Origin of the sequence: Sutcliffiella tianshenii (assembly GCF_016908565.1) — a bacterium.
Classification (GTDB): Bacteria; Bacillota; Bacilli; order Bacillales; family Bacillaceae_I; genus Sutcliffiella_A; species Sutcliffiella_A tianshenii.
In genome coordinates, this window is sequence record NZ_JAFBED010000013.1 from 1 (window position 1) to 12,892 (window position 12,892).

The window sequence follows — 12,892 nt, forward strand, 5'->3', positions numbered from 1 at the left end:
TGTACAGCTTGATGTTTTACTTCTCGTGTAAATTTAGTCAACTGAAGTACACCTCCTATTGTTAGGTGTGTGTCCAACAAAAGGGGTGCACTTCTGAAGCCGAGGAGGCTCCACAACCGCCCCGCGGAAAGCGTAGCCTAGTGCGGAAATCAACAGCGGTGTTCAATGGAGGCAAAAAAGTTAAAGACTCCCCAACATATAATGTTGAATGGGGAGTCTTTTATTTTCTGAATCCTCGAAACCGGTCCTTATTATTAATCAAGATCATCAACAGGAATACAGAAAAAAATAATAGAGGAGAAGTAAAATAGATAGGATATATTTTCATCAGTCCTAAAATGTTGATATAAAAGCAAAATGCGATAAACAGCAAAGCAAGAATAAAAGGCAGTTTATTCATGGAAATAGTCACCTTCCCGCAGTTTTGTCCACTCTTATTAATATGTATGTGACAAGTCCGAAATCATTTCCTAAAAAATGAATTGCTGATGTTTGTGACAATGTTGTGAAATAAAAGGCAAAGGACTTGTCAAAAGTCGACAAAATTTGTTATATTAATATCGTGAAACGATTCACAAACAAACATATACCCCTTTGTTTGACCGTGAAAAATTTCTCCCATCCCCTTTGTTGTCTATATGACAAGAAGAAAGCCTTGGTCCCAGACCAAGGCTTTTCTTTATATCAGGAAAATAGTTTAAGCAAGATATCTCCAAAAAGTTCCGTATTTGACAGGAACCTGCTCCACCTTCTGTGCAAGCTGAAGTTTTTTGAGTTCCCGTTCCACTTCGACAATGGGAAGATTATAAACGACCGAAATTTCCTTTGTAGCAACAAATTGGAACTGCTGCAAAAAGTCCTCTAAAGGGGGCAGCATGGTCGGAAAAGGATACTCTCCAAGCATGTCCTGTAAAATATGGACATACACATCATAGGAATGATATCCGGAAACCTTTATTCCTTCCTCTTCAATATTTTCATTGAAGAAAACGAGTGTCGGTATTTCACTGACTTCCATTTCATTTGTAACTTTCAAGTCGCATTGAAGAGCTTTAGCTGCAGATTCCCCATTAATATCACTGATGAATTCTTCTTTATCCAAGCCAACCGATTCTGCACAGTCTATGAGTACTGGAAGCTCGGATATATTCTGTTTTTCAAGGAACAGAACCTCCTGCAATTTCCTCAAAAACTTTATCCCTGCTTTTTTCCCTTGCAATTCCGCCGCTTTGATCGCCATGGAAGCGGCATGTGGGGTTGCGATAGGATTTTCGAGCCAGAGTGAACCGTCACAGGACATACCGGAGCGGGTAGCCGTCCTCTCCCACACTTGGGCCATCGAAGCGGCATAATGCTTTTTTGACAAATTAAGCGAGGTCAGCCTCCCGCTAAGTACGTGCTTGATAGTAAAATACTGACCGTACTGCATCTGCAATTTTTTCAAGATCGGCTCCAATGCCCAGCATTCCGGGCAAAGGGGATCGATGAAAAAGTATACTTCAATCGGCTTGTTGGTTGTATGTCGGATATTATTCAAATAGAAAAGTTGCTTATCGTTACAGGTCACATGAATCTTCCTTTTCTTCAGGTTTGTCTGGGGTATTAACCATATGATGAGCCGTTAAAACTAAACGCTGAAAAAATTCTTTTCGATATGAACCCTCAAGTCCAATTTCATCCATTGCTTCTTCCATACAGGCGAGCCAAGCATTTGCACGTCTCGGAGTTATATCAAAAGGCAGATGTCGTGCACGCAGCATCGGATGTCCATGCTCACTTGTGTAAAGGGAAGGACCACCGAGATACTGGGTTAAAAACTGCTTTTGCTTTCTTGCTGTTTCCGTCAAATCATCAGGGAATATTGGAGCTAAATCAGGATGGCGACTTACACGCGAGTAAAATGCATCTACAAGTTCATGAATAACCTGCTCTCCGCCGATAAGTTCAAAGGGTGATTGTATGTTATTCATATTCTTTAACTCCTTATTCAGTTCATTGTGTGGATTGTATGTATATTTTAGCAATGTGCTTATTATATCTCAAATATTTCGATTCCAATCTTACAAAAAATAGGTGGGAATATCAGAAAAAACGAGCAGGCGCAATATGCACCTGCTCGTTTTAGACTTTTTTTCTGCTACCCGATCAAGCTGCCCGTCACTTTGTGGACATAATTGAGTGTTTCCTTAAAAGGCGGGATTCCATTATACTTATCGACATTTCCCGGGCCGGCATTATAAGCTGCCAGTGCAAGGGATACATTACCATCATAACGGTCGAGCATCTGGCGGATGTACTTAGTCCCACCCATGATGTTCTGCCTTGAATCTGTTGCGTCATGTACACCGAGTCCTTTGGCGGTTTGTGGCATGAGCTGCATCAATCCGACGGCTCCTGCATGACTTTTGGCATTTGGATTGAAATTCGACTCGTGCTTGATGATGGATTTAATCAAGACGGGATCGACTCCGTACTTATCCGATGCCTCCTTGATTAGGTCATCAAAATCGGATCGTACGACAACACTGGATACATTGCTTGTCCGATTATCGGTGAAAGTCAGTTCCGGAACATGGGATGACAGGCTGGAAAGGTGCGCCAGGTTCAATGGATGGGAAGAGGCAAAACGGCCCTCATTCTTGGCTCCTATACCCGGTTGTTTCAACAACCCCTCCAACATATCAGCAAAGGATTGGTAACCAACACTCTGAGAAGCTGTTGTTTTATTGCCTTGCAGATTCTGCAGGGCTTGCAATTGCATCATGGAACGGACTTGATCAATATTCATCGCTAATCACCTATTCATTCAGCCTGCACACTTTAACATCATAAAAGCGGGCAATTTTATTTTTTGTTTCACGGATAGGGATGTGATGTTCCCTTAACAAATCATAAAAAAATTGTTGTCCTTCTTGGTAATTACTGACCTCGTACTCCATTTCGAAATCGCTTGTCTGCAGGTAGTGGCTTTCATCCAATACAAGAAGTCCGCCTTTATACGGAATCTCTACACGATTGGTTTTAAGCGAACCGAAATATCGGATGTTTGATGCTTCGATTCCAAGTTCATCCTTCAAGATATCAGCGATGACCCCGGGAATGAGTCCGAGCCCTTCATCAAACATTCCGGCCTTTTCATCTTCCGTTATGGATTGGTGGGTCTCAAGCAAGCCTTCATTTGCAGGCTGTTTTAGGGTAAGGGTGTAGGTGTTGCCTTTTTTCCGGATGCGGAGCGCACAGCCACATTCCTTCAATTCAAATTTTTCTGTATCAAAATAATGGTTTTCCTGAGAAAAGAAATCTTCCGAATGTACCTGAAAGCTAGAACAAAGTGCCGTAAATTCCTCAAAGGTAAGGATATTTTTAAATTCTATTTCGATTTCCTGATGGCTCATATAATTACCTCTCATAATTGGTATACTTCCATTATCACTTGCTTTTATTTAGATAGCAACGATAAACTGTTATTCCTGTAAGAATGAAAAAATCAAAAAGTAGCGTTTCCATTTAGATGATAACTGGGAATTATGATAAAATGAATGTAGGATTTAGGTTGGAAGGAGATTATTATGCAAAAAAGAATTGAAATCACACAAACATCATGGAATGAAGAACAACTTTTACTTCAAGCGGATCCTGTTTCGTTTTCATTGGAGGAAGTGGCAGCGGGCAACAGAATGCTGGTGGACTCCGATAATTTATCCTTTATTTATATCTTGGAAACACCTTCGGAATTCATCTATGTAAGCGTGAAGGATACATATTGGCAAGATTTGAAAAAAGCGCTGGAAGAAAAGAAGGCGATTGTCCTTGTCGTGGACAAAGTGGCATTGCTTTTGACGAACATAGAAGAAGAGCTTGGTTATTTGATAGAAAACATAAAAGATAACGCCAATTATGGCGAAGAGATGGAGAAGCGAGTAAACGATATTTTCTAAGGGGTTTGGCCAATTATGATACAGCATTGGGATTTGTTTTTAGCACCTTATAAACAGGCAATAGACGAAATGAAAGTGAAATTGAAGGGGATGCGCAGCCAGTTTACCATGCAGTCTGAGCATTCTCCAATCGAGTTTGTGACAGGCAGGGTAAAACCGATAGCAAGCATCCTGGATAAGGCAGCAAGAAAAGGTTTTTCCCTTGAGAAGCTGGAAGAGGAAATGCAGGATATAGCCGGTGTCAGGATGATGTGTCAGTTTGTGGATGACATCTATCGCGTCGTGGAATTGCTGCGTATCCGGAACGATTTCGAGATTGTCGAGGAAAGAGATTATATTTCTACAAAAAAAAGCAGCGGTTATCGTTCCTATCATGTTGTGATCAGATATCCGGTACAGACCATCGACGGGGAAAAGAAAATACTTGTCGAGATACAGATCCGTACGCTTGCGATGAATTTTTGGGCAACCATCGAGCACTCCTTGAATTATAAATATAGTGGGCAATTTCCAAAGGATATCCAAGAGCGTCTGGTTCGTGCCGCAGAAGCGGCCTATCTGCTTGACGCGGAAATGTCCCAGATCCGTGGAGAGATCCAGGAAGCACAGGCCATCTTCTCGAGGAAGAAGGAAAATAAGGATACAGATTAAGTTTCACCGAAAATTATGGAACATTATTTTATTTCAGGGGTGGGAGTATGAAGTTTGCAATTACCTCCAAAGGGGATTCCGTGTCAAATACGCTCATGCATAAAATGCGGACGTACTTGCAGGATTTTGAATTGATCTATGACGAAGACCAGCCAGACATCGTCGTGTCAGTTGGTGGCGATGGAACATTATTATATGCTTTTCATCGATACCGTAGCAGGCTCGATAAAACGGCATTTATCGGGGTGCATACGGGACATCTGGGTTTTTATGCCGATTGGGTACCCGAAGAAATAGAAAAGCTTGTCATAGCGATTGCCAAAACGCCATATCAGATCGTCGAGTATCCTTTACTAGAAGTAATCATCCGGTATATCGATGGTGGTCGGGAGGCAAGATATCTTGCGTTGAATGAGTGTACCGTAAAGAGTGTGGAGGGTACGCTCGTGATGGATGTGGAGATAAAAGGACAGTTGTTCGAGACGTTCAGGGGCGATGGACTTTGCATTTCCACCCCATCAGGCAGTACAGCTTACAATAAAGCGCTTGGAGGAGCCATCCTCCATCCTTCTTTGCCGGCGATCCAATTGGCTGAGATGGCCTCCATCAATAATCGGGTTTTCCGTACGATCGGTTCGCCTCTTGTCTTGCCTGACCACCATACCTGTCTGTTAAAGCCGGTCAATGATGTCGATTATCAGATAACAATCGACCATTTGACTTTGCTTCATAAGGATGTAAAATCCATACAGTGCAGGGTGGCCAAAGAGAAAATCAGGTTTGCGAGATTCCGTCCATTTCCGTTCTGGAAACGGGTCAGCGATTCATTTATCACGGACAAGTAAGAAAGTAAGAAAGAGGGCATAAAGTGACCGTGTTTACTTTAAAATATGTAGTTGATGAAGTTGATTCCGGTAAGCTTCTTCGTGAATTTTTAAAAGAAAAGCAGATTAGCAAAACGGCTCTCACCGAGATTAAATTTTTCGGTGGGGGCTTGTTTGCGAATAACGAGAGAGTGACTGTCAGATATCCGTTAAAAGCGGGAGACGTGATAATGGTGCAGTTCCCCAGGGAAATCCCAAGCGATGATGTGGTGCCAGAGGCGATTCCGCTGAATATTGTCTATGAAGATGATTATTTATTGGTGATCGATAAACCTGCAAATATGGCTTCCATTCCGTCACGGGAGCATAGGCGTGGCACGTTGGCCAATGCGCTGCTGCATTACTACCAGTCTTCCGGGTATGAGGCAACGATTCATATCGTGACAAGGCTTGACCGCGATACAACCGGTTTGATGCTGGTGGCAAAGCACCGTCATGCCCATCATCTCTTTTCCCTTCAACAGAAGAAATATGCCATCAATAGAAGATATGAAGCGATCGCCCATGGGATGTTGGAGATTGGAAAGGGGCGGATAGAGGCTCCTATAGGCAGGAAGGATACGAGTATCATTGAACGGGAAGTCAGGTCGGATGGTCAGCAGGCAATTACAAACTATGAGGTGCTTGGAAGTTATCGTGATTTATCTCATGTTTCGTTAAAACTGGAGACAGGGAGGACACATCAGATCAGGGTACATATGGCGCATCTTGGTCATCCCTTGGCAGGTGATACTCTTTATGGCGGAAAAAAAAATCAAATTGCCAGGCAGGCCCTTCATAGCTGTGAGCTGTCTTTTTATCATCCAGTCAGGGAAATGCAACTGACATTCCATTCAAATCTGCCTGAGGACATGGCAAACCTGGTGAAGAAATAAGAAGGCCAGGCCTTCTTGTTTCTGACTGCTAGTCCCATAATTCCCGGAATTTTTCTTTCACGAATGGCATGCTGGATGGAACCGATTCGACTGTCATTTCCGGATATCTCAATGCTGATAGCTTGCCTCCAAAAACGGCGCCTGTATCAATATTGACCGTCCTATTCACCACCCTTACTTCTCTTACCGGAGTATGACCATATACAATCCATGCTTCCCCATCATAATGAAGAGCCCAATCTTTCCTGACAGGCATGCCATTTTCATGAAACTCCCCTGTTATATCCCCGTACAGAACAAATGACTTCACTTTGTTGCCGCTTTGACCGATGTACTCCTTTTTGATTCCAGCATGTGCAATCACAAGCTTTTTATCATCCAGGACATAATAAAGTGGTGCATTTTCATATAGATCGATGAATCGCTTTTTTATTTTTTTCTGATCGCTTTTAGAAAGAGATTCATATTCGGCAACCGTCGTTTCAAGACCATGTGTCTGCTGCACTTTATTCCCAAGGAAGAAACGGTAGAGCTTATTGCAATGGTTCCCGGGGACATAGTAGGCCAGGTTGTTCGCAACAAGGTCACTTACAATGGTCACCACTTTTAAAGAATCTGGCCCCCTGTCGGTAAGGTCGCCGACGAAGCCAAGCTTTCTGCCGTCTGGATGTATGAAGAGATTGTCACGTTTCTCATAACCCAACACTTCCAATAACCGTATGAATTCCTCATAACAACCATGAATATCACCTATCATATCTATTTTCATTAACAATCACACCTTTTAAAGTTTCTGAATGAGTGAATAAAAAAACCTGGAGAATACTAATTATAAAAACCAATTCGTTAAGAGTTTGTTACATCCTTTAATATTTCTGTTAATTTTTTGTTTATTTATACTCCGGATTGGTAAAGCGTGGTATAATTTCTGCTTATTACATAGAAGAATGATTGGAGATGAGATGGATGTTTGAACTGCCAATCAAAGAGCCTGTTCTTGTATTTACGATAGCCATGATCACATTTTTCATATTTCCCTATTTTATGAAATTATTGCGGATTCCCGGACTGATCGGACCGATACTTGCTGGTGTGATCATCGGGCCAAACGGGCTTGGCCTACTGGAAAGAAGTTCGACCATAGAGCTTTTAGGTACAGTGGGGCTTGTTTTCATCATCTTTATTGCAGGACTGGAAATGGACCTGGACGGCTTTAAGAAATATAAAAACCGGAGTATTGTTTTTGGGATGCTATCCTATTGGATACCTCAAACTGTAGGGATTGTCATAAGCCTACTCCTGGGATACAATTTGGCAGCAGCCATACTGATCGGCTCGATCCTTGGTTCACATACTTTATTGGGCTATCCCATTGCAAGCCGCTTGGGGATAGGAAAAAGCAAAGCAATCACGACGGCCGTGGGCGGAAGTATCCTAACTGATACGTTTGCCTTGTTGGTATTGGCTGTCATAACAGGTGCAGCAGCAGGGCAGCTTGATATTTATTTTGGGGTCAAGTTGACGATTTCACTCATCGTGTTTGTTGCGATCATTTTCCTTGGTACACCTTTCATTTCTCGCTGGTTTTTCCGCAACGTGTCAACAGAAGGACCGACTGAATTCATTTATGTCATGGTTTTGCTTTTCACTGCCGGGTCGCTGGCATTAATTGCAGGATTACAGCCAATCATCGGAGCATTCTTGGTAGGATTGGCATTGAATCGCTTCATCTTTGAACAAGGACCATTGATGAATCGGATCCGGTTTACTGCCAATGCGATTTTCATTCCATTTTTCCTCTTGTCGGTCGGGATGCTCATGGATCTCAGTGTGCTTGTCGCTAACCCGAGAGCCTGGCTTTTGACAGTGGCGATAGTGTTTGGATTATTGTTCAGTAAATATATGGCATCTTTCATCACAAGCAAGTTTTATCGTTATTCAAAAGATGAGCGCATTGTCATCTTTGGATTGACGACTCCACAGGCTGCAGCCACACTTGCAGCAACGTTGGTAGGATTTAATGTCGGGCTGCTCGATCAGGCGACAGTGAATGGTGTCATTATCATGATTTTGATTACTTGTATCTTCGGACCTTATCTTGTAGAGAAATATGGCCGGAAGCTTGCCTTGATCGAGGAGCAGCGCCCCATCAAGAAAGGGGATGCACCGGAAAGGATCCTGATTCCCATTGCCAACCCAAATACGATGGAATCCCTTCTAGACCTGGCGTTTGTCATAAGGCAGTCCTTATCAAAAGAACATCCGCTATATGCACTGAGCGTCGTTCAAAGGGATATTTGGGCTTCTGAAGGGGATGTTGCAAAGGCGGAGAAGATGCTAGGTCAGGCTGTATCATATTCGAGCGGTGCCGATGTCCCGATCCGGGTCACGACAAGGGTGGATCGAAATATTGCCATCGGGATCAACAGGGCGATTGCGGAAGAAAGAATTACCACACTTGTCGCCGGATGGAATGGGGAGAGACGTGCCCCTCAAAAGATTTTCGGCGGCGTTATCGATCAGGTGTTGGATCAATCCAATGTAACGGTCCTCATCTCAAAGCTAGGCCACCCATTGAATACGACAAAGCGCATTATCCTCGTTCTTCCGAATGGAATTGACCATAAGCCTGGCTACTGGGATGCGCTTGCCACAATCAAACAGATTGCAAGTAATCTGGGCGCGACGATTCATTGTTACGCCATCAAAGGATTCCCTGACACCTATAAAGCACATATGAGGGAAATCAAACCTAACCCTCCAACAGAAGTGGAGTGGGTGGAAGGATGGACATCCCTGTATGAGGACCATTTACCACGGCTGATGGAAGATGACCTGGTAGTGGTCATCAGTGCCAGAAAAGGTACGACAGCATGGCATCCCCAGCTTGAAAAGATACCTGGCAAGCTAGCAAAGATCAATCCAGAAAGCTTCATCATCTACTATCCTGCCGAAGCGAAAGAAGATCTCCGCGGAACGCGTGGAACAGAATTGCCGAAGGAAGTACTCCTTGAACGGGATTATGACAAATAAAAACATAGCCGCCGATTCTTCTTGTAGAGGAATCGGCTTTTTAAATAAAAAAGAAAAGTTCGCATTTCGACAGGATTATGCTATAATTATGACTAGGTACTAATAACTTATATAAATAGGAGGATATAAAGATGACTTTATCCTTGAATGGTCGTACATACGTTGTAATGGGTGTGGCGAATAAAAGAAGTATTGCATGGGGAATTGCCCGTTCCTTGCATGATGCAGGAGCGAGACTTGTATTTACTTATGCAGGTGAACGTTTAGAGAAAAGTGTCCGTGACCTGGCAGAAAGCCTCGATAGGAATGACTCTTTGGTGCTTCCATGTGACATAACAAAAGATGAAGAAATCCATACTTGCTTCCAACAGATCAAAGAAGAAGTTGGAACTATACATGGAATTGCACATTGCATCGCTTTTGCCAACAAGGAAGAGCTGCAGGGCGATTACATGAATACGACAAGAGAAGGCTTTCTGCTTGCCCACAATATCAGTTCGTACTCTTTGACTGCAGTGGCAAAGGAAGCAAAGGACCTTATGACTGAAGGAGGCAGCATTGTAACCCTGACTTATCTTGGCGGTGAAAAAGTGGTTGCCAACTACAATGTCATGGGTGTTGCAAAAGCAAGCCTTGATGCAAGCGTGAAATACTTGGCGAACGACCTAGGCAAGGCTGGCATCCGAGTCAACTCCATTTCCGCAGGTCCAATCCGCACTTTATCAGCTAAAGGAGTCAGTGACTTCAATTCCATTTTAAAAGAAATTGAAGAAAAAGCTCCGCTTCGACGAGTAACCACACAAGAAGAAGTGGGAGATGCTGCATTATTCCTCTTCAGCGACCTTGCACGAGGAATTACAGGAGAGAACCTACATGTGGATTCCGGATACCACATACTCTAATATGAACGATAGCACCACCGAGGACTTACCGGTCTTCGGTGGTTTTTATTTGTGTCGGAACTTTCATTATATAGAGGTAAGCTTTATATTTCTGAAGCCATGCTGCAAAAATATATGTTGAATAACGCAATTATTTCATTTTATCAACTGATTCAATGCGCCGGATTTGATTCTTTCATATTCAAAAGCCTCTGCCAATTCCGATTCCAATAGGGGAGTTTTTCGGACATATCGCTCGCGAATCACGTCATAAAGTTCGTATGGGAAAAGCATGTCGATGAACATGATTTCCTTCTGCTTTTCTGTTAATGGAGAAACGGATTCATAGGCATTGATCATGACATGGAATTGTTCCTCATTCCAGACTCCGGTTGTGTCAAGCAGAGGGATGATCATTTTGCGTAGGTCGCGAATGGGAAGGTCAAAGGAAACAGTGTCCAGATCGATAACCCAGATTTGACCGTCATCGCCAAGAAGGGAATTTCCCGTTCCGTAGTCCTGGTGACAGAGAGTCGGGGAAGCTTTCAGTCTTGATACCCACGCAGGGTATTCGGATTCCAGCAGGCGTTTGAGTGTGCTTCTGCCTTCATGGATAAATGGATCGATCTCAGCCAAATAGAGCTGGGAGAATGGATCCTCTGGCATTGATTTGGCCGTTAGTTTCCAGGTTTCCATCTGCTGGCAGCGCTTGATATAATGGTTCGGCCAGCGACCGAGTTTGGTGAATATCGGTATTCCATCTGGTGGCCGATAGCCCATGGAAGCCGTATGGAATTCCGCTAATCCTTTCATGATGAATTCAAGGTCTTCCTGGACGGTCAATTCAAAAGGTCGCCCTTCGATCCATTCATATACAACAAATAGGAAGGGGCCATGCTTTGTATAGAGCACGCCGTGTTTATTTGGAATGATGCCAGGTACTCGTGTCCCTTTCAATGCCAAATAGTTTTGTGCATTGATGGAAAATAACGCCTTCTTTTCAGGACGATGAATTCTTTTGAGACAAATCGGTCCTTCGCTCGTATGTATTTTCCATACAAGCGCCATTTGCCCACCTTGTACTACATCGATTTGATTAACGGTGACCTCCCAGTTCTTCAGTATTGTTTCTGCCAAGGTAATCAGTCGTTGTTCTTCTTCTGGTGATAATACATATTCCTCTTCTACTGATTCATTAGGAACTTGCTTGTTTTCTTCTGACAAACGATCCACCATCCTCTAATTAGCAGCAGTTTTTAGATTGCTGCAAACATTTAAGATTGTTTCCGCACCCGTTTTGGGAATTGCATTTTCTTTAAGGTATGGTTTTTTATGAGAAAGTGTTAAAGAACAAGAAGAATTTGTTACAGTGAATACGCCCTTTTTCGAAAAGACAAGAGGGAAAAGCTTCAAATATGGCGGCTCATCCATACGATACTTGTAAACTACCGTTTTTAGGTGAATGGAGGTAACATATGAAAATTGCATATATTGCAACAGAAAAGCTTCCAGTGCCGGCTATTCGTGGTGGTGCGATCCAGATCTATATTGATTCTGTTGCAAAAATCATTGGTGCAAAGCATGATGTCACAATATTATCCATACAGCATGAAGAGCTGCCGCAGCAAGAAAGAAGAGGGCATGTCCGTTATATCCGTTTCGATGAAAAGAAGTACCTTCCTTCCATTCTTTCTCATATCAGCCAGGAGAACTATGACGTGATCCATTTATGTAATAGACCGACTTGGGTGAAGCAGGTTAAAGAAGTGGCTCCACAAACAAAGATTGTTTTAAGTGTCCATAATGAGATGTTCACCTATGAAAAATTGAGTGATGCAGAAGGAAAGGAATGCCTGAACCTTGTTTCAAAGGTCGTTACAGTGAGTGATTTTATTGGAAAAACAATCACAGACCGATTTCCTTTTGCAAAATCCAAAGTCCGGACCGTTTATTCGGGAGTGGACCTTGATGCATTTCAACCATTGTGGACAACAAAAGGGAAACAGGCTAGAAGTCAGGTTCGGGAAGAGCTGGGTCTGACGAATAAAAAAGTGATTCTGTTTGTCGGAAGGTTAAGTAAGGTAAAGGGACCGCATGTGCTTTTGCAGGCTCTGCCTTCCATTATTCAGGAGCATCCCAATGTCATGATGGTCTTCATCGGATCCAAGTGGTTCGGGGATGACAATATCAATAACTATGTAAAGCATCTATATACCCTGGGGGCCATGTATCCCGAGTACGTAACTTTTATAAAATTTGTCAAACCGGTGGATATTCCGAAATTATTTGCCATGTCCGATGTTTTCGTTTGTTCATCGCAATGGCAGGAACCACTTGCACGTGTTCATTATGAGGCTATGGCTGCAGGATTGCCTATCGTGACAAGTAAAAGGGGAGGAAATCCGGAGGTTATCGATGAAGGGCGAAATGGTCATGTAATAGCTGACTTTGAAAACCCAGAGAGCTATGCAAAAGTAATCAATTCTTTGCTCCATCATGCAAACACTCGTGAAGGTATGGGTAAATATGGGAGAAACAAGGTAGAAAGGGAATTTTCTTGGAAAAATGTAGAGAATAACTTGCTTGAGGTATATGAAGAAGCAGCAAAATATTAAGAAAGAAAGGTGATG

The 12,892-nt window shown here is 42.9% G+C and carries 13 protein-coding genes; 7 read left to right on the forward strand and 6 right to left on the reverse strand.

Going from position 1 to position 12,892, the window contains the following annotated elements:
• Positions 1–697 precede the first annotated feature (697 nt).
• From JOC95_RS18985 to JOC95_RS19000, 4 genes are all read right to left on the reverse strand, one after another.
• On the reverse strand, positions 698–1,567 hold the full coding sequence (locus JOC95_RS18985; protein ID WP_204419182.1) for a ClpXP adapter SpxH family protein: 870 nt from the start codon (positions 1,565–1,567) through the stop codon (positions 698–700).
• On the reverse strand, positions 1,557–1,970 hold the full coding sequence (locus JOC95_RS18990; RefSeq protein ID WP_204419184.1) for a globin domain-containing protein: 414 nt from the start codon (positions 1,968–1,970) through the stop codon (positions 1,557–1,559). Before JOC95_RS18990 ends, JOC95_RS18985 begins: the two co-directional genes overlap by 11 nt.
• 167 nt (positions 1,971–2,137) lie before the next feature.
• On the reverse strand, positions 2,138–2,788 hold the full coding sequence (locus tag JOC95_RS18995; protein WP_204419186.1) for a lytic transglycosylase domain-containing protein: 651 nt from the start codon (positions 2,786–2,788) through the stop codon (positions 2,138–2,140).
• A gap of 10 nt (positions 2,789–2,798) precedes the next feature.
• On the reverse strand, positions 2,799–3,395 hold the full coding sequence (locus tag JOC95_RS19000; protein ID WP_204419188.1) for a CYTH domain-containing protein: 597 nt from the start codon (positions 3,393–3,395) through the stop codon (positions 2,799–2,801).
• 174 nt (positions 3,396–3,569) lie between these two features.
• On the opposite strand from JOC95_RS19000, the gene JOC95_RS19005 reads away from it, so the two are divergent.
• The 4 genes from JOC95_RS19005 to JOC95_RS19020 are packed head-to-tail and all read left to right on the forward strand — an operon-like array spanning position 3,570 to position 6,348.
• Complete coding sequence (locus JOC95_RS19005; RefSeq protein WP_204419190.1) at positions 3,570–3,938, forward strand: UPF0738 family protein; 369 nt, start codon at positions 3,570–3,572, stop codon at positions 3,936–3,938.
• 15 nt (positions 3,939–3,953) lie between these two features.
• Positions 3,954–4,589 (forward strand): GTP diphosphokinase, encoded by a 636-nt coding sequence (gene yjbM, locus JOC95_RS19010; protein ID WP_239583019.1) that lies wholly within the window; start codon positions 3,954–3,956, stop codon positions 4,587–4,589.
• Positions 4,590–4,636: 47 nt separating this feature from the next.
• Positions 4,637–5,434 carry an NAD kinase gene (locus JOC95_RS19015; RefSeq protein WP_204419192.1) on the forward strand — a complete coding sequence of 266 codons (798 nt, stop codon included), beginning with the start codon at positions 4,637–4,639 and terminating at the stop codon, positions 5,432–5,434.
• A 29-nt stretch (positions 5,435–5,463) separates the two neighbouring features.
• Entirely contained in the window at positions 5,464–6,348 is an 885-nt protein-coding gene (locus tag JOC95_RS19020) for an RluA family pseudouridine synthase (RefSeq protein WP_204419390.1), read from the forward strand.
• A 28-nt stretch (positions 6,349–6,376) separates the two neighbouring features.
• On the opposite strand, the gene prpE is transcribed toward JOC95_RS19020, so the two are convergent.
• The gene (gene prpE, locus JOC95_RS19025; RefSeq protein WP_204419195.1) at positions 6,377–7,117 is read right to left on the reverse strand and encodes a bis(5'-nucleosyl)-tetraphosphatase PrpE; all 741 of its coding nucleotides are present in this window, start codon (positions 7,115–7,117) and stop codon (positions 6,377–6,379) included.
• Between the two features lie 197 nt (positions 7,118–7,314).
• Between prpE and JOC95_RS19030 the strand changes: the two genes are divergently transcribed.
• Positions 7,315–9,381 (forward strand): cation:proton antiporter domain-containing protein, encoded by a 2,067-nt coding sequence (locus JOC95_RS19030; RefSeq protein ID WP_204419197.1) that lies wholly within the window; start codon positions 7,315–7,317, stop codon positions 9,379–9,381.
• Positions 9,382–9,512: 131 nt separating this feature from the next.
• The gene (gene fabI, locus JOC95_RS19035) at positions 9,513–10,283 is read left to right on the forward strand and encodes an enoyl-ACP reductase FabI (protein WP_204419199.1); all 771 of its coding nucleotides are present in this window, start codon (positions 9,513–9,515) and stop codon (positions 10,281–10,283) included.
• A gap of 135 nt (positions 10,284–10,418) precedes the next feature.
• Here the strand turns inward: fabI and JOC95_RS19040 are convergent, their stop codons facing one another.
• A complete protein-coding gene (locus JOC95_RS19040) occupies positions 10,419–11,498 on the reverse strand; it encodes a CotS family spore coat protein (RefSeq protein ID WP_204419201.1) in 1,080 nt (359 codons plus the stop codon).
• A gap of 239 nt (positions 11,499–11,737) precedes the next feature.
• Here JOC95_RS19040 and JOC95_RS19045 point away from each other — a divergent pair, with 239 nt between their 5' ends.
• Positions 11,738–12,877 carry a glycosyltransferase family 4 protein gene (locus tag JOC95_RS19045; RefSeq protein ID WP_204419203.1) on the forward strand — a complete coding sequence of 380 codons (1,140 nt, stop codon included), beginning with the start codon at positions 11,738–11,740 and terminating at the stop codon, positions 12,875–12,877.
• Positions 12,878–12,892: the final 15 nt, after the last annotated feature.

Bases quoted from the DNA above. Each gene is read 5' to 3' on its own strand.
- JOC95_RS18990 (WP_204419184.1), bottom strand. From the start codon at position 1,970: ATGAATAACATACAATCACCCTTTGAACTTATCGGCGGAGAGCAGGTT.
- JOC95_RS18995 (WP_204419186.1), bottom strand. From the start codon at position 2,788: ATGAATATTGATCAAGTCCGTTCCATGATGCAATTGCAAGCCCTGCAG.
- JOC95_RS19000 (WP_204419188.1), bottom strand. From the start codon at position 3,395: ATGAGCCATCAGGAAATCGAAATAGAATTTAAAAATATCCTTACCTTT.
- JOC95_RS19005 (WP_204419190.1), top strand. From the start codon at position 3,570: ATGCAAAAAAGAATTGAAATCACACAAACATCATGGAATGAAGAACAA.
- yjbM (WP_239583019.1), top strand. From the start codon at position 3,954: ATGATACAGCATTGGGATTTGTTTTTAGCACCTTATAAACAGGCAATA.
- JOC95_RS19015 (WP_204419192.1), top strand. From the start codon at position 4,637: ATGAAGTTTGCAATTACCTCCAAAGGGGATTCCGTGTCAAATACGCTC.
- prpE (WP_204419195.1), bottom strand. From the start codon at position 7,117: ATGAAAATAGATATGATAGGTGATATTCATGGTTGTTATGAGGAATTC.
- JOC95_RS19030 (WP_204419197.1), top strand. From the start codon at position 7,315: ATGTTTGAACTGCCAATCAAAGAGCCTGTTCTTGTATTTACGATAGCC.
- fabI (WP_204419199.1), top strand. From the start codon at position 9,513: ATGACTTTATCCTTGAATGGTCGTACATACGTTGTAATGGGTGTGGCG.
- JOC95_RS19040 (WP_204419201.1), bottom strand. From the start codon at position 11,498: ATGGTGGATCGTTTGTCAGAAGAAAACAAGCAAGTTCCTAATGAATCA.
- JOC95_RS19045 (WP_204419203.1), top strand. From the start codon at position 11,738: ATGAAAATTGCATATATTGCAACAGAAAAGCTTCCAGTGCCGGCTATT.